The organism is Rhodoferax sp. P1_F3, from assembly GCF_056405715.1.
In genome coordinates this window covers 1-25,121 of sequence record NZ_JBFUBO010000010.1, presented here as the reverse complement: position 1 = coordinate 25,121, position 25,121 = coordinate 1, and the positions used below count along the sequence as shown (strand labels likewise).

Sequence of the window (25,121 nt, the reverse complement as noted above, 5' to 3'; positions counted from 1 at the left end):
CAAGCCGTGGGGCTTTGGCCGTAACCCTCCATTGTAAGAGGGGTGGCTGCCGCTATGATGCGCGGGCACTGCCCCAATCCAGTCATGCTCTACCAAATCATTTCCCTGTTGCTCGAAGTTGTCGCCGGTCTGCTTACCAGCACCTGTCTGCTGCGCCTGTACATGCAGCACCAGCGCATCCCGCTGTCCGCGCGCTCGGGCAATCCGCTGGGCCGTTTTGTGTTTGCGCTGACCGACTGGTTGGTGCTGCCGTTGCGCCGCGTACTTCCCGCCATGGGCCGCTGGGACACGGCCAGCCTGGTGGGCGCTTTCCTGATTCAGTTGGCCCAGTTTTCCATCCTGTGGCTACTCAACGGCCTGGGTGCCAGCCTGGTCTCGGTGGTCGTGCTGGCGCTGTTTGGCGTGGTGCGCATGGGGCTGTCCGCTCTGACGGGGCTTGTGCTGGTCTATGCCGTACTGTCGTGGGTGCAAACCCAGTCCTACCTGTCGGATGTGCTCGAGCGTCTGGTGCAGCCACCGCTGACCCCGATTCGCCGGGTGCTGCCGCTGGTGGGTGGTGTGGATCTGTCACCGCTGGCGCTGCTGGTGCTCATTCAGATTGCGCTGATCGTGCTGGGCTCGTTACAGGCCTCGGTGCTGGTGGCGACGGCAGGTTGAACCCCGTTGGCACCATGCAAAAGAGGCCCGCGAGGGCCTCTTTGTTTTTGTAGTGTCGATTTGGTTTAGATCACCGCATCTGCCGGCTGGCGTTGCAACATGGCCAAGGTGTCGGCCACAGTTTTGCGCAGCTCGCGGCGGTCGCAGATGAAATCGATCGCGCCCTTGGTCTGCAGGAATTCGGCGCGCTGGAAGCCCTCGGGCAATGTCACGCGCACGGTGGATTCGATCACGCGCGGACCAGCAAAACCGATCAGCGCCTTGGGTTCTGCAATCACCACATCACCCAAAAAGGCGAAACCGGCGCTCACGCCGCCCATGGTGGGGTCGGTCAGCACGCTGATGTAGGGCAGGCCCTTTTTGGCCAAGCGGGTCAGCGCGGCGTTGGTCTTGGCCATCTGCATGAGCGACAGCAAACCTTCCTGCATGCGCGCACCACCCGTGGCGGTAAAGCACAGGAAGGGTACTTTTTGCTCGATAGCGGTTTCCACGCCACGCACAAAACGCTCGCCGACCACGGAGCCCATCGAGCCGCCCATGAATTCAAATTCAAAGCACGCGGCCACGAGGCTGATGCCGTGCACGGCACCGCCCATGACGATCAGCGCATCGGTCTCGCCCGTGTTTTCCAGGGCTTCCTTCAGGCGTTCGGGGTATTTGCGGCTGTCCTTGAACTTCAGGGCATCCACGGGCAAGACTTCCTGGCCAATCTCGAAGCGGCCTTCGTTGTCCAGAAACGCATTCAGGCGCGCCCGCGCGCCAATGCGGTGGTGGTGGCTGCAGCTCGGGCAAACGTTCTGGTTTTGTTCCAGATCGGTCTTGTAGAGCACGGTTTCGCAGCTGGGGCACTTGATCCACAGGCCTTCCGGCACGCTGCGGCGCTCCGTGGGGTCGGTGTGTTGAATTTTCGGGGGTAGCAGTTTCTCAAGCCAACTCATCGTCAGGTCTCCTTGCAGTGCCCAGACGGGCGTCCAACCAACAGGGGGCGATTATCCGCGAAACCGCCCCCGGTGCTTTTTTGGGTCTTAGCCCTGGTCCATCGCGGTACGGATGCCACGCAAAAAGGCCTGCGCTGTGGCGCCCACCTGGTCGCGCGGCTGGTCTTCCAGCAGCTGGATGATCTTGCTGCCGATCACCACCGCATCTGACACCTTGGCAATCGTTTGGGCGGTGGCCGCGTCCCGAATGCCAAAGCCCACGCCCACCGGCGTGCTGATGTGCTGGCGGATGCGCGGCAGCATGGCCTCGACTGCACCCACGTCCAGCGCACCCGAGCCAGTCACGCCCTTGAGCGACACGTAGTACACATAGCCACTGGCCACGCGCGCCACCTGCTGCATGCGCTGCTCGGTGCTGGTGGGGGCCAGCAAAAAGATCAGGTCCATGCCATGTGCGCGCAGGTCGGCGGCAAAAGCCTCGCATTCCTCGGGTGGGTAGTCCACGATGAGCACGCCGTCCACACCGGCTTCTGCCGCATCCTTGACGAATGGGCTGCTGATGCCGGCTTTGGCGTGTTTCTGGTCGTAGCGCTCCACCGGGTTGGCGTAGCCCATCAGCACCACCGGTGTGGCGCTGTTGGTCTTGCGGAATTCCCGCACCATGGCCAGTACCTGCACCAGACCAATGCCAAAGGCCAGGGCCTTGTCGCCCGCCTTCTGGATCACCGGGCCGTCGGCGCTGGGGTCGGAGAAGGGCACGCCCAGCTCAATGACGTCCGCGCCGCCTGCGACCATGGCGTGCATCAGCTCGGGCGTGACGTCAGCGTAGGGGTAGCCGGCAGTGACAAAGGGAATCAACGCCTTGCGGCCCTGGGCTTTGAGGGTGGAGAAAGTGGAGTCAATGCGTCCCATGCTCATGCTCCCTTCACCACGTGGCCGCGCATCGAAGGGCGGTCGTAGACGTCGTCACCCGACAGGTCGGCCACGGTACCGATGTCCTTGTCGCCGCGGCCCGACAGGTTGATCAAAATTGACTGATCCGGTCGCATCGTCTTGGCCAATTTCATGCCGTAGGCCAAGGCGTGGCTGGATTCGAGTGCAGGGATGATGCCTTCGGTACGGCACAGGTAGTGGAAAGCGTCCAGCGCTTCCTTGTCGGTGATGCCCACGTATTCCGCGCGGCCGATGTCGCCCAGAAATGCGTGTTCCGGGCCGACGCCGGGGTAGTCCAGGCCGGCGCTGATGCTGTGCGTCTCGGTTACCTGGCCGTTGTCGTCCTGTAGCACATAGGTGCGGTTGCCGTGCAGCACACCGGGGCTGCCGCGCTGGATGCTGGCGCTGTGTTTGCCACTGTCCAGGCCTTCACCAGCCGCTTCCACGCCGATCAGGCGCGTGTTCTCAAACGGGATGTAGGGGTAGAAGATGCCCATGGCGTTGCTGCCACCGCCTACGCAGGCAATCACCGCGTCAGGCTGCTCGGTTTTGCAACCGGCAGCGGCCAACATCTCGGGCATCTGCACCAGACACTCATTGCCGATGACGCTCTGGAAATCGCGCACCATCATCGGGTAGGGGTGCGGACCGGCCACCGTGCCAATGATGTAGAAGGTGTTATCCACATTGGCAACCCAGTCGCGCATGGCTTCGTTCAAGGCGTCTTTCAGCGTCTTGCTGCCACTGGTCACGGGCACGACGGTGGCGCCCAAGAGCTTCATGCGGTAGACGTTGGGGCTTTGGCGTTTCACGTCTTCGCTGCCCATGTAGACCACGCATTCCAGGCCATAGCGTGCGCAGATGGTGGCCGTGGCTACGCCGTGCTGGCCCGCGCCGGTTTCGGCAATCACACGTGGCTTGCCCATGCGCTTGGCGAGCATGGCCTGGCCTATGGTGTTGTTGACCTTATGTGCGCCCGTGTGGTTCAGGTCTTCGCGCTTCAAAAAGATCTGCGCGCCGCCCATTTCGCGGCTCATGCGGTCGGCGTGGTAGACCGGGGAAGGGCGGCCTACATAGTGGGCCAGCTCGGACTGGAATTCGGCCAGGAAGGCCGGGTCGTGCTGGTACTTGGCGTAAGCGTCTTTCAGCTCATTGATCGCGTGGGTCAGCGTCTCGGAGACAAAGCTGCCGCCGTATTTGCCAAAGTGGCCCGTGGCATCGGGTTGTTGGTAGTCGTACATGGTGTGGGTCCATTCAAGACAGGGTTGATCGCCACGGCTGTGGCCTGCCAGTCGCTGTCGTGCCAATGAGAAGATTTACCGGTCTGCAGCGCGCACGGCGGCCACAAACTGGCGGATTTTTTCGGGGTCTTTGATGCCCTTGAGGGGCTTGCCCTGAGCGTCGACGGCTTCCACGCCGGAGCTCACGTCCACGGCCAGCGTTTTACAGCGCGGCCGTACCGACGTGATGCCATCGCCCACGTTTGCACTGGTGAGTCCACCACTCAAGACGAGGTGAGCGTTGACGCTTGGAGGAAGAAGTGACCAATTGAATGTTTTGCCGCCACCACCGTAGCCGTCCACATGGGCGTCTAGCAGGATGGCTTGGGCGTTCGAATAATCGTGGGCGTATTTTACGAGGTCAAAGGCCTGCGCGTCATCCCCCAGCGGAATACGCGCTGCGCGCAGGTAGGGGCGGGCGCCATTGCCGGTGGCATCCAGGCAGTCCTGCGGGCTCTCGTCACCATGAAATTGGATGGTAGCCCCCGGAATCATTGCGCTGGCAGCTATCACTTCTGTAGCGGATGCATTGACGAACAACAGCACAGGGGTGATGAAGGGGGGGAGACGCTTGGCCAATTCAGCCGCGCGCTGCGGCGTGACTGCCCGTGGGCTCTTGGGGTACAGCACAAAGCCAATGGCGTCGGCACCGGCGGCCACGGCGGCGTCTACATCCTGTTCGCGGGTCAGGCCGCAGATCTTGATTCGGGTGCGTGTCGGAGGGGTTTCAGGCGTGCTCATGGAAGAGCATCATACGCAGGCGTGCGGTCGGGCATGCCCCACTTGGCGTCGTAGCGTGGGCCCAGAAAGTACAGGCCATCCGGCGAGAAAGTGGGCGCCGCAGCGTTGCGGTCCCGTGCGGCCAGCACTTCTGCCATCCATTCGGGCGGCTTCTTGCCTTGGCCAATTTGCACCAGGCAGCCCATGATGTTGCGGATCATATGGTGCAAAAAGGCATTGGCCTCGAACTCGATGCGCCAGTAGGCACCGCGCTTACTCAGGCTGATCTCCAGCAAGTTTTTGACGGGACTCAGCGCCTGGCATTGCGAGGCGCGGAAGGAGCTGAAGTCGTGTTTGCCCAGCAAAATGTCGGCGGCCTGGCGCATCGCATCGTGGTCCAGGGCGCCAAAGGTCCAGCCTACGCGGCCAAACTCCACGCTAGGGCGAATCGTCGATTCGAGCAGCACATAGGCGTAGCGGCGCGACAGGGCCGAGGCACGGCAATGGAACTCCCGGGTGGTTTTGACGGCCCACTGCACCGCAATGTCGCGCGGCAGGTTGGCATTGGTGCCGCGCACCCAGGAGTAGGTGTCGCGGTCCAGTTCGGTGTCGAAGTGCACCACCTGCATCAGGCCGTGTACGCCGGCATCGGTGCGGCCAGCGCACAAGGTAGAAACGCGGCGGGCAGTGAACTTGCCCAGCGCGGTTTCTAGTTTGTCCTGGATAGTGAGGCCGGACGACTGGCTTTGCCAGCCCTGGTAGGCCCCACCGTTGTAGCTAACGCCTAACGCAATCCGCACAAGCTCTGGATCCTGCGATGTGCCAAGCCCCCACGGGAGGGCTTAGCTCAGTTTGGCCAGGGCGCGTTGGGCTTTGGCGCGCATGTCGCCGCTGGCCTCAGACACCACTTCTTCGATCAGCGCACGGGCGCCGTCTTCGTCGCCGATGGAGACGAACTCTTCGGCCAGCGCCAGCTTGGTTTCCAGCGGGTCTTCACCCACGCTGTCAGGTGCTTGCGCAGCGGCCGGAGGATCCAGATCCAGGGACAAGGAGCCCAGGTCGAACTCCATCAAACCGGTGTCAGCTGTCGGACTGGCCGCCAGCACAGGCTCTACGGGAGCGGGACCCGTGGGTTCAAACTTGGGCGCTGGCACGTCGTCGGCGTGCATTGGGGTTTCCAGGTCGTCCAGCGACAGGGAAATCTCGGGCATGGGCGGCACAGGCACGGGGGCGGCTTGCACGGCGGGCGTATCCGGCAGGTCAAAGTCCATGTCCAGGCTGTTGTCCTGGGGTTGGGCTTCCATCTTGACCGTTTGCTCTGCAGACGGTGACGGGCTCATCGTGCCACCCGTCACATCGCTGATGGCGCTGGCAGGTTCGTCGTCCAGCGAGAAGTCCAGGTCCAGATCGAGGTCAACCCCCGATGCGCCACTGTCTGCCATGGCCGCGCTGGCGGGCATGGCCACAGTGCTCGCGCCAAAGCTGGAGTTTCCACTGGCTGCAGGTGCGGCGCCGGCAGACGCGGGTGCTCCACCAGGTTGGTACAGCGCGTTGGTCGGATCAATCGCCAAGCCCATTTCGCAAATGCGGGTCCAGTCGGGGCTATTGGCCCCCGTGAGCTTGTAGGCTTGGGCTGCGGTGGTCTCAAAGCTGCGGGTGTCGCGGCGTTTGGAGAAGATTTCCAGCAACTTGGTGTGGATGGCCAGGCGCCCAGGGTTGGTACGCACCGCCTCTTTGAGAATTTCTTCAGCCTGTAGGTCGCGGCCATAGGCAAGGTACACATCGGCTTCGGCAACCGGATCTACGTCGTCAGCAGCGTCCAACTGGCTGGCGGAGTACACCATTGAGGATGCGCTGGGAGGGCCGTTGCTGGTGTCAATGCGCTGTCCGCCACTGGCGCCGAAGAACGAGTCCGGTTGCAGGCGACTTTCCAGGAAGGCGCTGTCCACCTGGGCGGAATTCTTCTTGCGTTGGCGAATGCGGTAGGCGGCAAAACCACCCAGCAACGCCAGCAAACCGACGGCACCTGCGGGTACCAGCGGGTCTGCCAACAACTCGTCAAGCAGGCCAGGTTCTTCTTGTACTGGCGCTGGCACGGCCACTTTGGGTTTGGGTGCGGGAGCCGCGGCCTGTGGAGCAGGTGCCGATACGGCTGCAACAGGGGCGGATGCTGCGGGCGCAGGCGTGGCCGCCACTGGAGCGGGTACGGGGGCTACGGCAACCGCAGGCACGGGTGTCGCGGGCTTGGCGGCAGGTGCTGGCTCGGCGGGCGCTGGTGCCGCGGGCTTCGTGGCCGCGCCCAGCTTGTTCAGATCGCTGATGTTCTTGTTGATTTCTGCAGCGCGCGCTGCAGCGTCTTTGGTTTCGCGGTCTTTGGCAATCTTGGCTTCATCGGCCTTGCTCTGGACAGAGCCCTTGGACAGCGTGAGCTTGTCGGGCGTGGTGCTGGCAGGTTTTTTGTCTTCAACCTTGGCTTCGATGGCACCACTGGCTTTGCGGTCGGCCGCCCCTACGGCAGCAGCGGGCGCATTGGCGGCCAGATTGCGGCGGAAGTCGTTGAAGTCTTTGCTCTGGGCCACCACCAGCTTGGAAGCCTCGGCAGCGCTCACGCTTTGGGCGCTCTCTGCTGTGGGCACGTTCAGAACAGCGCCCGCGCGAATGCGGTTCAAGTTGTCGTGAACAAAGGCATCGGGGTTGGCACGCAACATGGCCACCAACATCTGGTCCAGGGACACATCGGCAGGTTTGATGTTGCCGGCGATCTTGCTGGCAGTGTCGCCTTTTTTGACGACCAACTGTTTGTCGGAGTCTGCAGCGGCAACGGGCGCTTTGGCGACAGCCACAGGCGCGGTCGTACGTGGGGTGCTGGGTTTGCTGGTGGCTGCGCGTGGAGCCGATTCAGCCGCAGGCTGGGCGCTGGCTGCAGGTGCGGTACGCGGAGGAATGTTGCTCGTAGCTGGTGCCGCAGGGGTCTGGGCCAGCGTGGGCGCCGCGGGCGCCTTGCGCAGGGCGGGGGGGTCAAACAGCAGGGTGTAGTCCCGCACGATGCGCCCGGACGACCAGGTGGCCTCCAGAATCAGATCGACAAAGGGGTCGTTGATGGTGCGGTCACTGCTCAGGCGCAGAAACGAACGGCCATCGCGTCGTATCAGCGTAGCCTGCAGGCTGGACATCGCGGGGTTGTAGTCAAGTCCGGCGGCGACAAAAGCGTCCGGCAGGGCAACGCCCGCTTTCAGGGACGCAGCTTCTTCGGCGTTGATGTCCGGGATCTCGATTTCGGCACGCAAGGGCTCGCCCAGCGCTGACTGGACCGTAAGGCGACCGAGCGAAAGCGCATATGCCCCGGTTCCCGACAAGCCGAGTAGCGCAACGGCTGCAGCCGCAACAGCGGTCTTTTGCCAACGATGTGACTTAGCGATCAATTTATTAGCCTCCGGTGCTCAGGCGAGCGGCAATTTACTTATCTGTTTTCGGACGTTAAAGCCCGAGTATCAAAACGTAAAAAGTACCATAACATCAATGTCTTAGGCTGACAAGCTAAGAAAGCTTTTAACTTTCAAAGCCTGCCCCGTTCGCACTCTGCCGGTGGTCTTTATGTTGCCTTGCGACAACGTCCTGTAACAGCTTGTTACGCGCCCAGCAGGATGCGCAACATGCGGCGCAAAGGCTCTGCGGCGCCCCACAAAAGCTGGTCGCCGATGGTGAAGGCGCCCACGTATTCCGGCCCCATAGCCAGCTTGCGGATACGGCCGACGGGGATGGTCATGGTGCCGGTCACTGCCACGGGGGTCAGGTCCTGGATGGTGGCTTCGCGGGTGTTGGGCACCACTTTGACCCATTCGTTGTCGGCGGCGATCAGGGCCTCAATGTCGGCTACGGGCACGTCCTTCTTCAGTTTGAAGGTCAGTGCCTGGCTGTGGCAGCGCATGGCGCCCACGCGCACGCAGAAGCCGTCCACGGGGATGGCGCTGGTGCCGAAGCCTTCGCCCAGGCCCAAGATCTTGTTGGTCTCGGCCATGCCCTTCCATTCTTCCTTGGACATGCCATTGCCCAGGTCCTTGTCGATCCAGGGGATCAGCGAACCACCCAGCGGCACGCCAAAGTTGGCGGTTTCAGCATTGGTTAGCGCGCGCTGCTTGGCGATGACCTTGCGGTCGATTTCCAGGATGGCACTCTTGGGGTCGTCCAGCAAGGCTTTGACTTCGGCGTTCAGCGTGCCGTATTGGGTCAGCAGTTCGCGCATGTGCTGGGCGCCGCCGCCGGAGGCTGCCTGGTAGGTCTGGGTGCTCATCCACTCGACCAAACCGGCCTTGTAGAGCGCGCCCACACCCATCAGCATGCAGCTCACGGTGCAGTTGCCACCTACCCAGTTCTTGCCGCCTTTGGCCAGCGCGTCCTGGATGACGGGCATGTTCACCGGGTCAAGGATGATGATCGCGTCTTTCTCCATGCGCAGCGTGGAGGCCGCGTCGATCCAGTGGCCATTCCAGCCTGCAGCGCGCAGCTTGGGGAAAATTTCGCTGGTGTAGTCGCCGCCCTGGGCGGTGATGATGATGTCGCAGCGCTTGAGCGCATCGATGTTGAAGGCGTCTTGCAGCGTGGTTTCGTTTTTGGCCCAGGCCGGGGCTTTGCCGCCAGAGTTGCTGGTGGAGAAGAACAGGGGCTCGATCAGGTCGAAATCCTTCTCTTGCACCATACGGTCCATCAATACCGAGCCGACCATGCCGCGCCAGCCGACCAAACCTACCAACTTGCTCATATCAACGCCTTTTCAAAAAGTTAAACAAACAATGCTCTTACACGGCTGTTTATGGACTGTTTGCCCGGCTCGTCTGGCCGGGAGGGCGCACGACGAACCAGGCTGGGTCAGCCCTTAATGGTCGTGGTTTTGGTGATGGTTGCGCGCGCGGCCTTGCTTGCCAGGGCGGCAGAAGCAATGCTCAGAGAGAGGGGGCGGGCGGCAAACATGGCTTTATTGTAGCTCAAAACAAGAATTTTTTGCCCCGCGCGGACTGAAATGGCTCTGCAGTGGCAGGGCAACAACGCGGTGTGTCGCCCTGCGGATGGTCCTTACGCCAGCGCCTTCACCACGGCGTCGCCCATCTCTTGGGTGCTGGCGCGGGTGGTGCCTTCGCTGTAGATGTCGGCGGTGCGCAGGCCTTGCTCCAGCACCTTTTTCACCGCGGCTTCAATGCGCAGTGCAGCAGCTTCCTGGTTCAGGCTGAAGCGCAGCATCATCGCGGCACTCAGGATGGTAGCCAGCGGGTTGGCAATGCCTTTGCCGGCAATGTCGGGCGCGCTGCCGTGGCTGGGCTCGTACAGGCCCTGGTTGCTGCTGTTCAGGCTGGCCGAGGGCAGCATGCCGATGGATCCGGTGAGCATGGAGGCTTCGTCCGACAGGATGTCGCCAAACATATTGCCGGTCACCAGCACGTCGAATTTCTTGGGCGCCTTGACCAGCTGCATGGCCGCGTTGTCCACCAGCATGTGGTCCAATTCCACGTCGGGGTACTGCTGGCCGACTTCGACCATCACGTCTTTCCAGAGCTGCGAGGTTTCCAGCACGTTGTTCTTGTCCACGCTGGTCACGCGCTTGTTGCGCTTCTGGGCGGCTTGGAAAGCCACGTGGGCGATGCGCTCGATCTCGGGGCGGCTGTAGCGCATGGTGTCGAAGGCTTCTTCGGCACCGGGAAAGTGGCCGTCGGTGGCGATGCGGCGGCCACGTGGCTGGCCGAAGTAGATGTCGCCGGTCAGCTCGCGGATGATCAAAATGTCCAGACCGGCAATCAGCTCGGGCTTGAGGCTGGAAGCGCCCACCAGTTGCTCGTAGCAGATGGCGGGGCGGAAGTTGGCGAACAGGCCCAGGTTTTTGCGCAGGCCCAGGATGGCTTGCTCGGGGCGGAATTGGCGTTCCAGCTTGTCGTATTTCCAGTCGCCCACGGCGCCGAACAGCACGGCGTCCGCTTCTTTGGCCAGCTTGAGGGTGGCTTCGGGCAGGGGGTGACCGTGCGCGTCATAGGCCACGCCGCCCACCAACGCGGTTTCCATCTCCAGAGGGAGGGTCAGCGCGTTCAAAACCTTAACGGCTTCTGCAACGATTTCGGTACCAATGCCGTCACCCGGCAATACTGCGATTTTCATAATTCTCTTTGTTTGCTATAAAGTTAATAGCTGCTTACGCAGTCATTGTGCGGGCTAGCCACGGTTTTTGTGCCAAACGCTGGGTTTCGAAGGACTTGATCTTGTCGGCATGGCGCAGGGTCAAACCAATGTCGTCGAAGCCGTTGATCAGGCAGTACTTGCGGAAGGCCTGCACGTCGAACGCAATCTCTTCACCCTGCGGTTTGACGATGACTTGGCGCTCCAGGTCGATGGTGAGCTGGTAGCCGGGGAAGGCCAATGCCTCATTGAACAGTTGGTCCACTTGTGCCTCAGTCAGCACGATGGGCAACATGCCGTTTTTGAAGCTATTGTTGAAGAAGATGTCGGCATAGCTGGGCGCGATGATGGCGCGAAAGCCATACTGGTCCAGTGCCCACGGCGCGTGTTCGCGGCTGGAGCCGCAGCCAAAGTTCTTGCGAGCTAGCAGGATGGAGGCACCTGCATAGCGCGGCTGGTTCAGCACGAAGTCGGGGTTGGGTTTGCGGCTGGCCGGGTCCTGACCAGGAAAGCCCGCATCCAGATAGCGCCATTCGTCAAACAGATTTTGGCCAAAGCCGGTCTTGCGGATGGACTTGAGAAACTGCTTGGGGATGATGGCATCCGTGTCCACGTTCTCGCGGTCCATGGGGGCCACCAGGCCCTTGTGTACGGTGAATTTCTGCATGGTGAGGTGCGCCTTATTTGGAAATGTCTCGGATTTTTTCGCCAGCTTTCTCGATACCTTTGCCAGCGGTCGTACCGACCTCCTTAGCGTCTTGCTTGACGCCGGACCACGTGTTGCAGCCAGAAAGGAGCAACAGGGCGGAAGTAGCAACCAGGGTGATGAATGTTTTCATGATGAAAGTTCCAGAGAAGGGGTCAGCTGAATTTGCGGATATCGACGAAATGTCCGTGGATGGCGGCGGCCGCGGCCATGGCCGGGCTCACGAGGTGGGTACGACCACCGGCACCCTGGCGGCCTTCGAAATTGCGGTTGCTGGTGGAGGCGCAGCGCTCACCGGGCTCCAACCTGTCGGCGTTCATGGCCAGGCACATGGAGCAGCCGGGTTCGCGCCACTCAAAACCAGCGGCCTTGAAGATCTCGTGCAGGCCTTCGCGCTCGGCCTGGTCTTTCACCAGACCGGAGCCGGGTACCACCATGGCCAGCTTGATGTTCTTGGCCACTTTCTGGCCGAGTTTTTTCACCACGGCTGCGGCTTCTCGCATGTCCTCGATGCGGCTGTTGGTGCAGGAGCCGATGAACACTTTGTCGACAAACAGGTCGTCCAGCGCCTTGCCGGGCTCCAGGCCCATATAGGTCAAGGCGCGTTCGATCGCACCGCGCTTGTTGGCGTCTTTTTCCTTGTCAGGATCGGGAACGCGGGCATCAATGCCCAACACCATTTCGGGCGAGGTGCCCCAGGTGACTTGCGGAACGATCTGGGTTGCGTCGAGTTCGACGACAGTGTCGAAATGCGCGCCTGCATCGGAATGCAGCGTTTTCCAGAACGCCACAGCCTGGTCCCATTCCACCGCAGCTGCTTCGGGGCTGGCGGCGTTGGCGCCGGGGGCCAGAGGGCGGCCCTTCACGTAGTCAATGGTCTTTTCGTCCACAGCTACCAAACCGGCGCGCGCGCCAGCCTCAATGGCCATGTTGCAGACGGTCATGCGCCCTTCCATGCTCAGCGCACGGATGGCAGAGCCGCCAAACTCGATGGTGTAGCCGGTACCACCTGCGGTACCGATCTTGCCGATGATGGCCAGCACGATGTCCTTGGCGGTAATGCCCTGGGCAACGGTGCCTTCCACCTTGACCAGCATGTTCTTGGCCTTCTTGGCCAGCAGGGTTTGCGTGGCCATCACGTGCTCGACCTCGCTGGTGCCAATGCCGTGGGCCAGCGCGCCAAACGCGCCGTGCGTGGACGTGTGGGAGTCTCCGCACACCACGGTCATGCCGGGCAGGGTGGCGCCGTTCTCAGGCCCAATGACATGCACGATGCCTTGGCGTTTGGACAGAAAGGGGAAGTAGGCCGCAGAGCCGAACTCGCCGATATTGGAGTCCAGAGTCATGACCTGCTCTTTGCTGGTCGGGTCGGTGATGCCGTCGTAGCCTCGTTCCCAGCCGGTGGTGGGCGTGTTGTGGTCGGCCGTGGCCACGATGGAGCTAACACGCCAGACCTTGCGGCCTGCAACGCGCAGGCCTTCAAAGGCTTGGGGGCTGGTCACTTCGTGGACCAGATGGCGGTCAATGTAGAGGATGGAGGTTCCATCCTCCTCGGTGTGAACGACGTGGTCGTCCCACAATTTGTCATAGAGCGTGCGTGCAACAGTAGCCATGGTTTTCCTTCCGAAATTCAATTTTAGGCCTTGGCCCCGTGGGGGGCCAAGGCCGTGAGGTGGTCCACCAGCAACCGTGCGGTGCGTGGCAAGGTGGAGAAATCGCGGGCGACCAGTTCGATCTGGCGGGTGGCCCACGGGTCACGGAGAGCGACGGCACTTAGCTCGCCCGTGCTGTGCATCAGGGTGAACGCACGCAGCGGCATCACGCCGATACCCAGACCGTTGTAGATCATGCGGCCCATGGCATCCAGCCCGGTGACCTGGATGCGCAGCCGGATGCTTTGCCCCAGCGCGGCGGCGGCCTGGCGCATGGCGACGTAGATGGAGCTATTGGAGTGCAGGCCCACGTGGTCAAACGCCAGCGTGTCTTCAAAGGCCACTGTGCCTTTGTCGGCCAGTGCGTGGTCCGCAGGTACGACGAGCACCAGTTGGTCCTGCCGGTACGGCCGGGTTTGCAGCTCGCCCACGCCATCAGCCGTGTTGCAGACGCCGAGATCGGCGGCACCTTCCTGCACCGCACGCAGGACTTCGCTACTCAGGTGCTCTTCCAGATCGATTTTGATGCCCTGATGCGCACGGATGAAGGCGCCCAGGTCTTCGGGCAAAAACTGCACCGTGGCCGAAATGCTGGCATGCATGCGTACCTGGCCGCGAACGCCGTCGGCATATTCGCTGAGTTCGGACTGCATGCGCTCCAGGCTGAACAGCACGCTGCGCGCGTGGTGCAGCAGGTTTTGGCCGGCGGGGGTGAGGTGCACCCCGCGGGAGTGCCGGTGCAACAGTGCGGTTCCCAGAGTAGCCTCCAGGTCGCTGAGGCGTTTGCTCAAGGCAGACGGGGCGATGAACTCCCGTTCCGCTGCCTTGCCAATGCTGCCCAGCTCGCAGACGGCCACAAAGAGCTGAAGCGAAGCTAGATCCAGGCGGCGGGTGAGGTTGAGAGGAACGGATTTCATGGTGCGCATGCCATCGCGGTTTGCGATTGCTTTCGCTATTTTCCTACCTAATGTTGGGTTTTGGCATCGTGGTTTGCGATGTCTTGTGTCGACTGAGGATACGACAACGGTTGCTATGAAAAGAGTAGCTGCTCGCGCACAGTCGACGAGGGCTAGCGGCACTTTTTATACAAAAAAGCCCCGCAGCCTTGTGCAGGCTGCGGGGCCGGACAGGTCACAGCCGCAAGGGCTGCAAGCGATCAGCGTTGGCTGATGGGCAACACGTCGCGCTTTTCAGAGCCGGTGAACAGCTGGCGTGGACGGCCGATCTTGTACTCGGGGTCGCCGATCATTTCATTCAGTTGGGCAATCCATCCCACGGTGCGGGCTAGCGCGAAGATCGCGGTGAACAGGCTCACGGGGATGCCAATGGCGCGCTGCACGATGCCGGAGTAGAAGTCCACGTTGGGGTAAAGCTTGCGCTGCACAAAGTAGTCGTCTTCCAGGGCAATTTTTTCCAGCGCCATGGCCAACTTGAACAAAGGATCGTTTTCCAGGCCCAAGGCGGTCAGCACTTCCTTGCAAGTCTCTTGCATGAGTTTGGCGCGCGGGTCGTAGTTCTTGTACACGCGGTGGCCAAAGCCCATCAGCTTGACGCCAGAGCTCTTGTCCTTGACCTGTTCCATGAACTGGCCGACCTTGGAAATGCCGCCCATGCGCTGGATGTCTTCCAGCATGTTCAGACAAGCTTCGTTGGCGCCGCCATGGGAGGGGCCCCACAGACATGCCACACCGGCGGCAATGGCCGCAAACGGGTTGGTGCCGGACGAACCGCACAGGCGCACGGTAGACGTGGATGCGTTTTGCTCGTGGTCTGCGTGCAGGATGAAGATACGGTCCAGTGCGCGTTCGATCACGGGGTTGACCACGTACTCTTCGCAGGGTGTGGCAAACATCATGTGCAAGAAGTTGCCTGCGTAGCTCAGGTTGTTCTTCGGGTACATATAGGGCTGGCCTGCGCTGTACTTGTAAGCCATGGCCACGAGCGTAGGCATCTTGGCTATCAGGCGGATGGCCGAGATTTCGCGGTGCTCAGGATTGTTGATGTCCGTGCTGTCATGGTAGAAGGCCGACATGGCGCCGACCAGACCGGTCATGATGGCCATGGGATGCGCGTCGCGGCGGAAACCACGCAGGAAGAACTGCATCTGCTCGTTGACCATGGTGTGCTGGGTCACGCGCTTGGTGAAGTCGGCTTTGCCGGCGGCATTGGGCAGGTTGCCGTACAGCAGCAGGTGGCAGGTTTCCATGAAGTCGCAGTTGGTGGCCAGCTGCTCGATGGGGTAGCCGCGGTACAGCAGTTCACCCTTGTCGCCATCGATGTAGGTGATGGCGGACTGGCAGGATGCCGTTGACAAAAAGCCCGGGTCATAGGTGAACATGCCTGTTTGCGCGTACAGCTTGCGAATGTCCACGACGTCGGGGCCGACGTTGCCGTGGTACACCGGCAAATCGACGCTGGGGCTGCCGTTACTGAACGACAGGGTGGCTTTGTTGTCAGCTAGTTTCATCTTTCGCCTTTCAGAGAGGTACTCTCAACATTTTCAAAACTTCGTGCACATCCGCACGGTCCAATTGCGCATCTACCTGGGCCAGCGACTTGCGTGCCAATTGCACGTCCAGCAGGTCGTTGTCACTCAGGTCCATCAGGGCTGCCAAGGCATCGCCCTGGCGGACCGTCAAAGTAGGGCTGAACCGCTGAAAGAAGCGCTCAATGAACAGGTCGTTCTCCAGCAGGCCGCGGCGGCAACGCCACTGCAGCTTGCTCAAGGCGCGTTCGTCAATCAGTGCTTCAGTCACGTGCTACTTGCCTGGTAAAGGTTAGACGGTCCGCAGGACCATCATTTCCTTGATCTTGCCAATGGCCTTGGTGGGATTCAAGCCCTTGGGGCAGACATCCACGCAGTTCATGATGGTGTGGCAGCGGAACAGGCGGTACGGGTCTTCCAGGTTGTCCAGGCGTTCACCGGTAGCTTGGTCGCGGCTGTCTGCAATAAAGCGGTAGGCCTGCAGCAAACCCGCGGGTCCCACGAACTTGTCGGGGTTCCACCAGAAGCTGGGACAGGAGGTGGAGCAGCTTGCGCACAAGATGCATTCGTACAGGCCGTTGAGCTCTTCGCGCTCTTCAGGGGACTGCAAACGCTCTTTTTCGGGCGGTACCGTGTCGTTGATCAGGTAAGGTTTGATCGAGTTGTACTGCTTGAAGAAGTCCGTCATGTCGACGATCAAATCGCGGATGACGGGCAGACCTGGCAGGGGCTTCAACACGATTTTGCCCGGTAGGGTCAGCATGTTGGTCAGGCAGGCCAGACCGTTCTTGCCGTTGATGTTCATCGCGTCCGATCCGCAGACGCCTTCGCGGCAGGAGCGGCGGAAGGAAATGGTGGGGTCCACGGCCTTGAGTTTCATCAGCGCGTCCAGCAGCATGCGTTCGTGGCCGTCGAGTTCGACCTCGATGTCCTGCATGTAGGGCTTGGCGTCCTTGTCCGGGTCGTAGCGGTAAATGGAGAAAGTGCGTTTGGTCATAAGTGTTCCTTAATCAGTTGGGGACAGAGCTAAAGATCTGTCCCGCAATTTCTCAAAATGTCCGGACTTTGAGTGGCACAGAGTCAACCGTCAAAGGCTTCATCTGCACAGGCTTGTAAGAGAGGCGGTTGCCTTCGCTGTACCACAGCGTGTGCTTATGCCAGTCTTGGTCGTTGCGGCCATTGGGGTGCTCGACGGAGTCACTGTAGTCGTCCACCGTATGGGCGCCACGACTTTCGTGGCGGGCAGCGGCAGACACGATGGTGGCCTGAGCCGCTTCGATCAAGTTCTCGACTTCCAGCGCTTCGATGCGCGCGGTGTTGAACACCTTGGACTTGTCCTTGAGGTTGATCGCGTTCACGCGGTCACGCAGGGCAGCGATCTTGGTCACGCCTTCGTCCATGCTCTTTTGCGTGCGGAACACGCCCGCGTGTTGCTGCATGGAGGCGCGCATGTCGTTGGCCACGTCCTGCGCGTATTCGCCATTGGTGGCGTTGTCCAGGCGGGAGACGCGGGCCAGAGTGCGATCTGCCGCATCCTTGGGCAATTCCTTGTGGGCCTTGCTGGTCTTGATGTAGTTGACGATGTGGTTGCCGGCTGCGCGGCCGAACACCAACAGATCCAGCAACGAGTTGGTGCCCAGGCGGTTGGCGCCGTGCACGCTCACGCAGGAGCATTCGCCCACAGCGTACAGACCGTTCACCACCTGGTTGTGCACATCACCGTTTTGCACGACCACCTGGCCGTTCACGTTGGTGGGGATACCACCCATTTGGTAATGGATGGTGGGCACCACGGGAATGGGTTCCTTGGTGATGTCCACGTTGGCGAAGTTCACACCGATTTCGTACACCGAAGGCAGGCGTTTGTGGATAGTTTCCGCACCCAAATGGTCGAGCTTGAGCAAGACGTAGTCCTTGTTCGGACCGCAGCCACGGCCTTCCTTGATTTCCTGGTCCATGGAGCGGGATACGAAGTCGCGCGGCGCCAAGTCTTTCAGCGTCGGCGCATAGCGCTCCATGAATCGTTCGCCATTGCTGTTGAGCAAAATAGCGCCTTCACCACGGCAGCCTTCAGTCAGCAGCACGCCAGCACCGGCCACGCCGGTGGGGTGGAACTGCCAGAACTCCATGTCTTCCAGCGGGATGCCAGCGCGTGCTGCCATGCCCAAGCCGTCACCGGTATTGATGAAGGCGTTGGTAGAAGCTGCAAAGATGCGGCCTGCGCCACCGGTGGCCAGCAGCGTGGTCTTGGCTTCCAGAATGTGGATGTCGCCGGTTTCCATTTCCAGCGCAGTCACGCCGACCACATCGCCTTCGGCATCGCGGATCAAATCGAGGGCCATCCACTCCACAAAGAAGCTGGTCTTGGCTGCTACGTTTTGCTGGTACAGCGTGTGCAGCATGGCGTGGCCAGTGCGGTCGGCTGCAGCGCAGGCGCGTTCCACGGCTTTTTCACCGTAGTTGGCGGTGTGGCCGCCGAAGGGACGCTGATAAATCGTGCCATCGGGGTTGCGGTCAAACGGCATGCCCATGTGCTCCAGGTCGTACACGACCTTGGGCGCTTCACGGCACATGAATTCGATGGCGTCCTGGTCGCCGAGCCAGTCGGAACCTTTGACGGTGTCGTAGAAGTGGTAGTGCCAGTTGTCATCGTTCATGTTGCCCAGCGAGGCACCGATGCCGCCTTGGGCTGCCACGGTGTGCGAACGGGTGGGGAACACTTTGGAGAGAACGGCGACGTTCAAACCGGCGCGGGCCAGTTGGAGGGACGCGCGCATGCCGGAGCCACCGGCGCCGACGATGACAACGTCAAATTTGCGTTTGGATACGGAGTAAGACATGAATGGATTGCCTGTTAGGAGGGGAGATCAGAGACGCCACAGGACCTGAATGGCCCAGCCAGCACAGCCGACGAGCCAGACGATGGAAAACACCTGCAGAGACAGGCGAATGGAAACGGGTTTGACGTAGTCCATCCAGACATCACGGATGCCGACCCACACGTGGTACAGCATGGCCACGATCACCGAGAAGGTCAAAACCTTCATCCACTGGGAGGAGAAAATGCCTGCCCATTTGTCGTAGCCAATGGGGCCTTTAAAGAAGATCACCTGGGCCAGCACCACCAGGGTGAACAGGGCCATCAACACTGCGGTGACGCGCTGCGCCAACCAATCCCGCAGACCGTAGTGCGCGCCAACGACGACACGCTTGGAACCGTAATTCACTGCCATTTTTCGATTTCCTTTTTTGTAGTTAGTAGGCGCCAAACAGCTTGAGCGCCAGTGCGGCGGTCAACACCGAACCCAGGGTCAGGGTCACGATGGCCGAGGAGCGGCCAAACTCTTTGCTCACGGCGTGGTTGATGTCCATCCACAGATGGCGCAGGCCTGCGATGAAGTGGTGCAGATAAGCCCAGATGATGGACAGTGCCACCAGTTTGATGAACCAGCCCGGAACAAAACCAAGGCCAACCGTGAATGCGCTGCTGAACTTAGCAAATGAGATTTCCGAGGATACGGAGGTGTCAAACATCCAGATAATGAAAGGCATCAGGATGAACATGATGACGCCGCTGACGCGGTGCAGGATGGATACCCAGCCTGCGGGAGGCAAACGGTAGGTGGGCAGATCCGAGAGGGCGTTGATGTTGCGGAATTCGGGCCGCGGGCGTTTGGATGCAGAGGCGAGCTCAGTCATGGATGGGCTTTCTTGGTGGTAACTGGTATGTAATTTTTGGCGCAGCCAGCCAAAATTCTATTGCACCGCACCAATCTGACGTTGGACTTGCACGGTAAAGACTGCTCAATTTAGCGCATTTCGATAGTAATGTGTGTCGGTCAGGTACAGGCCGCGGCGCATTTCCATGGGCGTGTCGTTGTAGGTGAAAGCTGTGCGTTCCACGCTGAGCAACGGCGTTTGTTGCGTGGTGTGCAGCAGCTTGCATTGCTCGGCATCCGGCAGCACTGCACGGATTTTTTCTTCAGCGCGCACCATGCGCACGCCAAATTCGGTTTCAAACAGCGCGTACATCGGGCCGTCGTAGCCCGCCAAGCGCTCAGCCGTCAGCCCTTTGAATGGGGTGCCGGGCAACCACAGATCTTCCAGAATGGTTGGCACGCCGGCAAACGACAACACGCGCCGCACCTGCAGCACCGCATCGGCCGGGCGCAAGGCGAGCGCGCGGGCGACTTCGGCTGAGGCCCGCAGGCGCTTGCAGTCGATGATCTTGCGTTGGGCTGGGCCTTCGCTGTTGGGGTCGCCGTTGTCGGGAAAGAGCTTGAGAAAGCGGTACTGCACATGGTGCTCGGCATGGGTGGCCACAAAGGTGCCCTTGCCCTGGCGACGCACCAGCAGGTTCTCGGCAGCCAATTCGTCAATGGCTTTGCGCACGGTGCCCTGACTGACCTTGAAGCGTGCAGCCAGTTCGAGTTCGCTGGGGATGGCGGCACTGGGCTTCCATTCGCCACTCTGGAGACTCTGCAGCATCAACACCTTGATCTGTTGGTACAGCGGACTGAAAGCAGGGGTCAGACCGGAGCCCGTGGTCACGCCCGCATCGGCATCTGCGGAGGCAGAACTGTCGCTCGAATAGGGTGGGGTGGCGGCCATGGTCAGAGGGGTTAGGTCAGCGGCAAGTCAGTCTTTAAACTGTCGCAATCATATCTTATATAAGACATAAGACAAATTGACGGAGTGCAGATTTCGGGAGTAAACTCCAGCGCATTCTGCAGCGCAACACAGATTGCGAAAAGCGCTGGTCCCACGCCGTTTTCACTACACTTCCTGGAGTTTTACCATGAGCAAGAAACCCGTCCGCGTTGCCGTTACCGGAGCAGCCGGTCAAATTGGATACGCCATTCTGTTCCGCATCGCCTCCGGCGAAATGCTGGGCAAGGACCAGCCCGTCATTCTGAGTCTGCTGGAAGTGCCTGTCGAGAAGGCGCAACAGGCTTTGCAAGGCGTGATCATGGAGCTGCAAGACTGCGCATTCCCCCTGTTGGTCGGCATTGAAGCGCACAGCGACCCGCTGGCTGCATTCAAGGACGTGGACTACGCGCTGTTGATCGGTTCACGCCCCCGCGGCCCCGGCATGGAACGCGCCGAGCTGCTGGCCGTCAACGCCGAAATCTTCACCGCCCAAGGCAAGGCCTTGGACAAGGTTGCCAGCCGCAACGTCAAGGTGCTGGTCGTCGGCAACCCCGCCAACACCAATGCCTACATCGCGATGAAGAGCGCGCCTAGCCTGCCACGCAAGAACTTCACCGCCATGCTGCGCCTGGACCACAACCGTGCCCTGAGCCAGATCGCCGCCAAGACCGGCAAGGCCGTGGCCGACATCGAAAAGATGACCGTGTGGGGCAACCACTCGCCCACCATGTACGCCGACTACCGCTTCGCCACCATCAACGGTGAGAGCGTCAAGGCGATGATCAATGACGAAGTGTGGAACAAAGACACCTTCCTGCCCACCGTGGGCAAGCGCGGCGCGGCCATCATCGCGGCCCGTGGCGTGTCGTCCGCAGCGTCTGCCGCCAACGCGGCCATCGACCACATGCGCGACTGGGCCCTGGGCACCAATGGCAAGTGGGTCACCATGGGTATCCCATCGGATGGCCAATACGGCATTCCCAAGGACACCATGTTCGGCTTTGCCGTGACCTGCGAAGGTGGCGAGTACAAGCTGGTCGAAGGTCTGGAAGTGGACGCGTTCAGCCAAGAGCGCATCAACGTCACGCTGAAAGAGTTGCAAGACGAGCAAGCTGGCGTCGCCCATCTGCTGTAATCGGCTGCTGAAGTGGCCCATCCGCGCGACGTACTTATTGGCGCCCAGGGCGCAGCAGGTGTGTTACCTGTCTGCGACCACTACAGCGGTGTTGAGGCGCGGATGGTCAAAAGCCTGCAACTGCAGGCCGAGATGACCGAAGAGTTCGGGGCCTGCGTCTTTGACGTGACCCTGGACTGCGAAGACGGTGCCCCGGTCGGGGGTGAAGATGACCATGCCAATATGGTTGTAGCCCTCGCCAATGCTGCGCAAGCAGCTCCCAATTTAATAGCAAGAGGCCTGCGCCGCAGGGTTGGTGTGCGCGTTCACGCCGTGGACCACGCGGAGTTTGCATCCGATGTGCAGACCGTGGTGGGCCTGGCCGGTGCGGCGCTCAGCTACCTCATGGTGCCCAAGGTGGAGTCGATCTGGGACGCGGATCGCGCCGTTGCCGCAATCGACGCCGCTACCGCACCGGGTGTCCCGCCGCTGCCTCTGCATGTGCTGATCGAATCGCCGGCCGCCGTGCATCACGCTTTTGAGATTGCGGCGCATCCGCGGGTGCAGTCCATCAGCTTTGGCCTGATGGACTTTGTGTCCAGTCATGGCGGCGCCATTCCCTCGTCGGCCATGGGCGTGCGCCCGGCGGATGACAGTATTTCGCTGGACCAGTTTCACCACCCGCTGGTGCTGCGCGCCAAGCTGGACATTGCCAGTGCCTGCCATGCGCATGGCAAGGTGCCTTCGCACTGTGTGGTGACCGAGTTCAAAGACCCCGCCGCGTTGTTGCGCGCTGCCAAAACAGCCGCCCAGGCTTTGGGGTTCACGCGCATGTGGAGCATCCACCCCGACCAGATCCGCCCGATTCTGGAGGCTTTTGCCCCCACAGAAGACGAAGTGGCGCTGGCCGCGCACATCGTGCAGGAAGCCCAGCGCCAGGAGTGGGCGCCGATCTCCGTCGGAGGCAAGCTGCATGACCGGGCCAGCTACCGTTACTTTTGGCAGGTGCTCGAGCGCGCGCACCAGACCGGCCGCGCGCTGCCCGCAGACGCGGCGGCCTATTTTTCTACGTCAGTCCATTGAGGTTAGGGTTCACCATGCTGAAGTTGTCACTGTCGGGTGTGTTGTTGGTGCTGCTGATGGCGCCCCTGGCCCAAGCGGCCGCGCCCGTGAAGAAGGCCGCCAAATCCCGTGCTGTAGCTCCCGTTTTCGCCGTGGCGGAGGCTGAACCGGCCGAGCTGTCACCCGAGCATTTGGCGGTGGCGCAGCGCGTGGCCGTTGGCACCGTGCCTTGCGAGTTGGGCGCGCAGGTCAAGATTTCTGCGCACCAGACCTGGGCCGGGCGTTTTGTGCTGGAGCATGGGCGTCAGAAATACCAGATGGCACCGGTGCCCACTAGCACCGGTGCAGTGCGCCTGGAAGACCCGGTGAGCGGTGCGGTGTGGCTGCAACTGGCCAATAAGTCGATGCTGATGGACCAGAAGCTGGGACGTCGCCTGGCGGACGAGTGCATGAACGCCGGGCAGGCGGTGGTGGCCGAGGCCCTGCTGCGCACTCCGGCACCGAGTTTGCTTGAACCCCTGGACAACACGCCCGCCGTGGCGGCTGCCGAGTCCAAACCCGAAGCGGTGGCAACCGCTACCAAATAGATAGCTGCTTGCGCATATCCCACGCGGGCTAGCGCGGTATTTTATTGTTACTGAAGGAGAAAATGATGTTGAAAGCCTACCGAGACCATGTGGCCGAACGCGCTGCGCTGGGGATTCCCCCGCTGCCCCTGTCTGCCCAGCAGACCGGTGAACTGATTGAGTTGCTGAAGAACCCGCCCGCTGGCGAAGAAGCGACTCTGGTAGACCTTATCACCCACCGGGTACCCGCAGGTGTGGATGACGCGGCCAAGGTCAAAGCCAGCTACCTGGCTGCCGTGGCCCACGGTACAGAGAAGTGCGACCTGATAAGCCGTGCAAAGGCTACCGAACTGCTGGGCACCATGCTGGGCGGCTACAACATTAGCCCGTTGGTGGACCTGCTGGACGACCCCGATGTGGGCGAAGTAGCGGGGAATGGTCTGAAGAAAACTCTGCTGATGTTCGACCAGTTCCATGACGTGGCTGAAAAGGCCAAGGCCGACAACCCCAATGCCAAGTCCGTGCTGCAAAGCTGGGCCGATGCCGAGTGGTTCACCAGCCGCCCCGAAGTGCCCCAGTCCATCACCGTGACCATCCTCAAGGTGACGGGCGAGACCAACACCGACGACCTGTCCCCCGCGCCAGACGCCTGGAGCCGCCCCGACATTCCGTTGCACGCCCTGGCCATGTTGAAGAACAAGCGCGACGGCATCACCCCGGAAGAAGATGGCAAGCGCGGCCCCGTGAAGTTTGTGGAGGACCTGCGCGCCCGCGGCAACCTGGTGGCCTATGTGGGCGACGTGGTGGGCACCGGCTCCAGCCGCAAGTCCGCCACCAACTCCGTGCTGTGGTTCACTGGAGAAGACATTCCTTTTGTACCGAACAAGCGTTTCGGTGGCGTGTGCCTGGGCACCAAGATTGCGCCTATCTTCTACAACACCATGGAAGACGCGGGCGCTTTGCCCATCGAAGTGGACGTAAGCCAGATGAACATGGGCGACACCGTGGAGCTGCGCCCCTACGACGGCAAGGCGTTCAAAGACGGCAAGGAGATTGCCTCCTTCCAGGTCAAGAGCGACGTGCTGTTTGACGAAGTGCGCGCCGGCGGGCGTATTCCCCTGATCGTGGGTCGTGGCCTGACCGCCAAAGCCCGTGAGACTTTGGGCCTGCCCCCGTCCGAGCTTTTCCGCCTGCCGCAAAACCCCGAGGACACCAAGAAGGGCTTCAGCCTGGCGCAGAAGATGGTGGGCCGCGCCTGCGGTTTGCCAGAAGGCCAGGGCGTGCGCCCCGGTACTTACTGCGAACCCAAGATGACGTCTGTGGGTTCGCAAGACACCACCGGTCCGATGACCCGCGACGAGCTGAAAGACCTGGCCTGCCTGGGCTTCAGCGCCGATTTGGTGATGCAGTCGTTCTGCCACACGGCTGCGTATCCGAAGCCCGTGGATGTGAAGATGCACCATGAGTTGCCTGACTTCATCAGCACCCGCGGCGGTATTTCGCTGCGCCCTGGCGATGGCGTGATCCACAGCTGGCTGAACCGTCTGCTGTTGCCCGACACCGTCGGCACCGGTGGCGATAGCCACACGCGTTTCCCTATCGGCATCAGCTTCCCCGCGGGCTCCGGCCTGGTGGCGTTTGCTGCCGCTACCGGCGTGATGCCTTTGGATATGCCCGAGTCCGTCTTGGTGCGCTTCAAGGGCAAGATGCAGAACGGCGTGACCCTGCGTGACCTGGTCAACGCCATCCCGCTGTACGCCATCAAGGCCGGCCTGCTGACCGTCGAGAAGAAGGGCAAGAAGAACATCTTCTCCGGCCGCATTCTTGAAATAGAAGGTCTGCCAGACCTGAAGGTCGAACAAGCCTTCGAGTTGTCCGATGCTTCCGCCGAGCGTTCTGCTGCGGGTTGCACGGTGCATCTGAACAAGGAGCCCATCATTGAGTACATCAACTCCAACATCACGATGATGAAGTGGATGATTGCCAATGGCTACTCGGACGCCCGTACGCTGGCCCGCCGCATTGCTGCGCAAGAAGCCTGGTTGCGCGATCCCCAGTTGCTCAAGGGCGATGCGGATGCCGAATACGCCGCAGTTATCGAAATCGATCTGGCCGACATCCATGAACCCATCGTGGCCTGCCCCAATGATCCGGACGACGTGAAGACATTGGCCGACGTGGCCGGCGCCAAGATCGACG

Annotated in this window: 24 protein-coding genes; 5 read left to right on the top strand and 19 right to left on the bottom strand. The window is 61.2% G+C overall.

Annotation, left to right across the window (positions count from 1 at the left end; all coding sequences use genetic code 11):
* The first annotated feature begins 84 nt into the window (after positions 1–84).
* Positions 85–657 (top strand): YggT family protein, encoded by a 573-nt coding sequence (locus AC1DZ5_RS16340; protein ID WP_477890916.1) that lies wholly within the window; start codon positions 85–87, stop codon positions 655–657.
* Between the two features lie 65 nt (positions 658–722).
* Here the strand turns inward: AC1DZ5_RS16340 and accD are convergent, their stop codons facing one another.
* From accD to AC1DZ5_RS16245, 19 genes are all read right to left on the bottom strand, one after another.
* Positions 723–1,595, bottom strand: coding sequence for an acetyl-CoA carboxylase, carboxyltransferase subunit beta (gene accD / locus AC1DZ5_RS16335; RefSeq protein WP_310341556.1), 873 nt, complete (start codon positions 1,593–1,595; stop codon positions 723–725).
* A gap of 87 nt (positions 1,596–1,682) precedes the next feature.
* Complete coding sequence (gene trpA / locus AC1DZ5_RS16330; RefSeq protein ID WP_477890913.1) at positions 1,683–2,507, bottom strand: tryptophan synthase subunit alpha; 825 nt, start codon at positions 2,505–2,507, stop codon at positions 1,683–1,685.
* Between the two features lie 2 nt (positions 2,508–2,509).
* Positions 2,510–3,769: a tryptophan synthase subunit beta gene (gene trpB, locus AC1DZ5_RS16325; protein WP_477890911.1), complete on the bottom strand. Its 1,260-nt coding sequence runs from the start codon at positions 3,767–3,769 to the stop codon at positions 2,510–2,512.
* A 75-nt stretch (positions 3,770–3,844) separates the two neighbouring features.
* Positions 3,845–4,549 carry a phosphoribosylanthranilate isomerase gene (locus tag AC1DZ5_RS16320; protein ID WP_477890909.1) on the bottom strand — a complete coding sequence of 235 codons (705 nt, stop codon included), beginning with the start codon at positions 4,547–4,549 and terminating at the stop codon, positions 3,845–3,847.
* On the bottom strand, positions 4,546–5,328 hold the full coding sequence (gene truA / locus AC1DZ5_RS16315; RefSeq protein WP_477890907.1) for a tRNA pseudouridine(38-40) synthase TruA: 783 nt from the start codon (positions 5,326–5,328) through the stop codon (positions 4,546–4,548). Before truA ends, AC1DZ5_RS16320 begins: the two co-directional genes overlap by 4 nt.
* A gap of 42 nt (positions 5,329–5,370) precedes the next feature.
* Positions 5,371–7,884, bottom strand: coding sequence for a motility hub landmark protein FimV (locus AC1DZ5_RS16310; protein WP_477891158.1), 2,514 nt, complete (start codon positions 7,882–7,884; stop codon positions 5,371–5,373).
* Positions 7,885–8,156: 272 nt separating this feature from the next.
* Positions 8,157–9,287 carry an aspartate-semialdehyde dehydrogenase gene (gene asd, locus AC1DZ5_RS16305; protein WP_477890905.1) on the bottom strand — a complete coding sequence of 377 codons (1,131 nt, stop codon included), beginning with the start codon at positions 9,285–9,287 and terminating at the stop codon, positions 8,157–8,159.
* A gap of 311 nt (positions 9,288–9,598) precedes the next feature.
* Positions 9,599–10,669 carry a 3-isopropylmalate dehydrogenase gene (gene leuB / locus AC1DZ5_RS16300; protein ID WP_477890903.1) on the bottom strand — a complete coding sequence of 357 codons (1,071 nt, stop codon included), beginning with the start codon at positions 10,667–10,669 and terminating at the stop codon, positions 9,599–9,601.
* A gap of 34 nt (positions 10,670–10,703) precedes the next feature.
* Positions 10,704–11,354: a 3-isopropylmalate dehydratase small subunit gene (gene leuD, locus AC1DZ5_RS16295; protein ID WP_477890901.1), complete on the bottom strand. Its 651-nt coding sequence runs from the start codon at positions 11,352–11,354 to the stop codon at positions 10,704–10,706.
* Between the two features lie 13 nt (positions 11,355–11,367).
* Positions 11,368–11,526, bottom strand: a complete 159-nt coding sequence (locus AC1DZ5_RS16290) for an entericidin EcnAB (RefSeq protein ID WP_477890899.1) — start codon at positions 11,524–11,526, stop codon at positions 11,368–11,370.
* Between the two features lie 22 nt (positions 11,527–11,548).
* Complete coding sequence (gene leuC / locus AC1DZ5_RS16285; protein WP_477890897.1) at positions 11,549–13,006, bottom strand: 3-isopropylmalate dehydratase large subunit; 1,458 nt, start codon at positions 13,004–13,006, stop codon at positions 11,549–11,551.
* A gap of 23 nt (positions 13,007–13,029) precedes the next feature.
* Positions 13,030–13,962, bottom strand: coding sequence for a LysR family transcriptional regulator (locus AC1DZ5_RS16280; protein WP_477890895.1), 933 nt, complete (start codon positions 13,960–13,962; stop codon positions 13,030–13,032).
* Between the two features lie 239 nt (positions 13,963–14,201).
* Positions 14,202–15,512, bottom strand: a complete 1,311-nt coding sequence (gene gltA / locus AC1DZ5_RS16275; protein WP_477890893.1) for a citrate synthase — start codon at positions 15,510–15,512, stop codon at positions 14,202–14,204.
* A 10-nt stretch (positions 15,513–15,522) separates the two neighbouring features.
* The gene (locus AC1DZ5_RS16270) at positions 15,523–15,801 is read right to left on the bottom strand and encodes an FAD assembly factor SdhE (protein WP_477890891.1); all 279 of its coding nucleotides are present in this window, start codon (positions 15,799–15,801) and stop codon (positions 15,523–15,525) included.
* 21 nt (positions 15,802–15,822) lie between these two features.
* Positions 15,823–16,527, bottom strand: coding sequence for a succinate dehydrogenase iron-sulfur subunit (locus AC1DZ5_RS16265; protein ID WP_310341583.1), 705 nt, complete (start codon positions 16,525–16,527; stop codon positions 15,823–15,825).
* A 52-nt stretch (positions 16,528–16,579) separates the two neighbouring features.
* A complete protein-coding gene (sdhA, locus tag AC1DZ5_RS16260; protein ID WP_477890888.1) occupies positions 16,580–18,370 on the bottom strand; it encodes a succinate dehydrogenase flavoprotein subunit in 1,791 nt (596 codons plus the stop codon).
* 27 nt (positions 18,371–18,397) lie between these two features.
* Positions 18,398–18,763: a succinate dehydrogenase, hydrophobic membrane anchor protein gene (gene sdhD / locus AC1DZ5_RS16255; RefSeq protein ID WP_477890886.1), complete on the bottom strand. Its 366-nt coding sequence runs from the start codon at positions 18,761–18,763 to the stop codon at positions 18,398–18,400.
* Positions 18,764–18,785: 22 nt separating this feature from the next.
* Positions 18,786–19,229 carry a succinate dehydrogenase, cytochrome b556 subunit gene (gene sdhC, locus AC1DZ5_RS16250; RefSeq protein WP_477890884.1) on the bottom strand — a complete coding sequence of 148 codons (444 nt, stop codon included), beginning with the start codon at positions 19,227–19,229 and terminating at the stop codon, positions 18,786–18,788.
* A gap of 105 nt (positions 19,230–19,334) precedes the next feature.
* Positions 19,335–20,141: a GntR family transcriptional regulator gene (locus AC1DZ5_RS16245; protein WP_477890882.1), complete on the bottom strand. Its 807-nt coding sequence runs from the start codon at positions 20,139–20,141 to the stop codon at positions 19,335–19,337.
* Positions 20,142–20,328: 187 nt separating this feature from the next.
* Here AC1DZ5_RS16245 and AC1DZ5_RS16240 point away from each other — a divergent pair, with 187 nt between their 5' ends.
* From AC1DZ5_RS16240 to AC1DZ5_RS16225, 4 genes are all read left to right on the top strand, one after another.
* Positions 20,329–21,315, top strand: a complete 987-nt coding sequence (locus AC1DZ5_RS16240; RefSeq protein WP_310341593.1) for a malate dehydrogenase — start codon at positions 20,329–20,331, stop codon at positions 21,313–21,315.
* Between the two features lie 12 nt (positions 21,316–21,327).
* Positions 21,328–22,377, top strand: coding sequence for an HpcH/HpaI aldolase/citrate lyase family protein (locus AC1DZ5_RS16235; RefSeq protein WP_477890880.1), 1,050 nt, complete (start codon positions 21,328–21,330; stop codon positions 22,375–22,377).
* 14 nt (positions 22,378–22,391) lie between these two features.
* Positions 22,392–22,943 (top strand): hypothetical protein, encoded by a 552-nt coding sequence (locus tag AC1DZ5_RS16230; RefSeq protein ID WP_477890878.1) that lies wholly within the window; start codon positions 22,392–22,394, stop codon positions 22,941–22,943.
* A 65-nt stretch (positions 22,944–23,008) separates the two neighbouring features.
* A partial coding sequence (locus tag AC1DZ5_RS16225) for a bifunctional aconitate hydratase 2/2-methylisocitrate dehydratase (RefSeq protein WP_477890876.1) occupies positions 23,009–25,121 on the top strand: 2,113 nt, incomplete at its 3' end.

What these genes read in the sequence shown, in the direction of transcription:
- AC1DZ5_RS16340 (WP_477890916.1), top strand. Translation starts at nt 85, where the DNA reads ATGCTCTACCAAATCATTTCCCTGTTGCTCGAAGTTGTCGCCGGTCTG.
- AC1DZ5_RS16230 (WP_477890878.1), top strand. Translation starts at nt 22,392, where the DNA reads ATGCTGAAGTTGTCACTGTCGGGTGTGTTGTTGGTGCTGCTGATGGCG.
- sdhD (WP_477890886.1), bottom strand. Translation starts at nt 18,763, where the DNA reads ATGGCAGTGAATTACGGTTCCAAGCGTGTCGTCGTTGGCGCGCACTAC.
- trpA (WP_477890913.1), bottom strand. Translation starts at nt 2,507, where the DNA reads ATGGGACGCATTGACTCCACTTTCTCCACCCTCAAAGCCCAGGGCCGC.
- AC1DZ5_RS16240 (WP_310341593.1), top strand. Translation starts at nt 20,329, where the DNA reads ATGAGCAAGAAACCCGTCCGCGTTGCCGTTACCGGAGCAGCCGGTCAA.
- AC1DZ5_RS16290 (WP_477890899.1), bottom strand. Translation starts at nt 11,526, where the DNA reads ATGAAAACATTCATCACCCTGGTTGCTACTTCCGCCCTGTTGCTCCTT.
- leuB (WP_477890903.1), bottom strand. Translation starts at nt 10,669, where the DNA reads ATGAAAATCGCAGTATTGCCGGGTGACGGCATTGGTACCGAAATCGTT.
- sdhA (WP_477890888.1), bottom strand. Translation starts at nt 18,370, where the DNA reads ATGTCTTACTCCGTATCCAAACGCAAATTTGACGTTGTCATCGTCGGC.
- trpB (WP_477890911.1), bottom strand. Translation starts at nt 3,769, where the DNA reads ATGTACGACTACCAACAACCCGATGCCACGGGCCACTTTGGCAAATAC.
- AC1DZ5_RS16280 (WP_477890895.1), bottom strand. Translation starts at nt 13,962, where the DNA reads ATGAAATCCGTTCCTCTCAACCTCACCCGCCGCCTGGATCTAGCTTCG.
- sdhC (WP_477890884.1), bottom strand. Translation starts at nt 19,229, where the DNA reads ATGACTGAGCTCGCCTCTGCATCCAAACGCCCGCGGCCCGAATTCCGC.
- AC1DZ5_RS16265 (WP_310341583.1), bottom strand. Translation starts at nt 16,527, where the DNA reads ATGACCAAACGCACTTTCTCCATTTACCGCTACGACCCGGACAAGGAC.
- leuD (WP_477890901.1), bottom strand. Translation starts at nt 11,354, where the DNA reads ATGCAGAAATTCACCGTACACAAGGGCCTGGTGGCCCCCATGGACCGC.
- asd (WP_477890905.1), bottom strand. Translation starts at nt 9,287, where the DNA reads ATGAGCAAGTTGGTAGGTTTGGTCGGCTGGCGCGGCATGGTCGGCTCG.
- AC1DZ5_RS16245 (WP_477890882.1), bottom strand. Translation starts at nt 20,141, where the DNA reads ATGGCCGCCACCCCACCCTATTCGAGCGACAGTTCTGCCTCCGCAGAT.
- accD (WP_310341556.1), bottom strand. Translation starts at nt 1,595, where the DNA reads ATGAGTTGGCTTGAGAAACTGCTACCCCCGAAAATTCAACACACCGAC.
- gltA (WP_477890893.1), bottom strand. Translation starts at nt 15,512, where the DNA reads ATGAAACTAGCTGACAACAAAGCCACCCTGTCGTTCAGTAACGGCAGC.
- leuC (WP_477890897.1), bottom strand. Translation starts at nt 13,006, where the DNA reads ATGGCTACTGTTGCACGCACGCTCTATGACAAATTGTGGGACGACCAC.
- AC1DZ5_RS16320 (WP_477890909.1), bottom strand. Translation starts at nt 4,549, where the DNA reads ATGAGCACGCCTGAAACCCCTCCGACACGCACCCGAATCAAGATCTGC.